The organism is Affinundibacterium seohonense (genome assembly GCF_014284305.1).
Taxonomy (GTDB): Bacteria; Pseudomonadota; Gammaproteobacteria; order Burkholderiales; family Burkholderiaceae_D; genus Undibacterium; species Undibacterium seohonense.
In genome coordinates this window covers 1-400 of sequence record NZ_JACOFW010000095.1, presented here as the reverse complement: position 1 = coordinate 400, position 400 = coordinate 1, and the positions used below count along the sequence as shown (strand labels likewise).

The following is a 400-nucleotide window of genomic DNA, read 5'->3' as shown; positions in this document are numbered from 1 at the left end:
TCGCCACTCGCCACCAGACCGAAGTCCGTGCTGCCGTTCGACTTGCATGTGTAAGGCATGCCGCCAGCGTTCAATCTGAGCCAGGATCAAACTCTTCAGTTTAATCTCTGTTACTTGTTTCCATTTCCGGAATTCGTTCTTTCGAACGAGTCGCTCACTCAAAATACTGACAGTTGCGATAATGATTACTCACTATCGCGTCTTATCTTTACTTCTTGTGAACATTTGATATTTTTTAAGTTTCCTAACTACCGAAGTAGCTAGTCGCTCTCTTTATCAAGTGCCCACATTTATTGACTGTTAATTGTTAAAGATCTTATTCTTTTCTACTTAAACTCACCCAAAGGTTTTTGTTTTTGCTACGAAGCGTTGTGTTCGTCAGCAGCAGAGAAACGAGATT

The 400-nt window shown here is 41.5% G+C and carries 1 rRNA gene; it reads right to left on the bottom strand.

The window, feature by feature from the left end:
• Nucleotides 1-102 (bottom strand): 16S ribosomal RNA (locus H8K52_RS20705); the annotation flags it as partial.
• Nucleotides 103-400 lie beyond the last annotated feature (298 nt).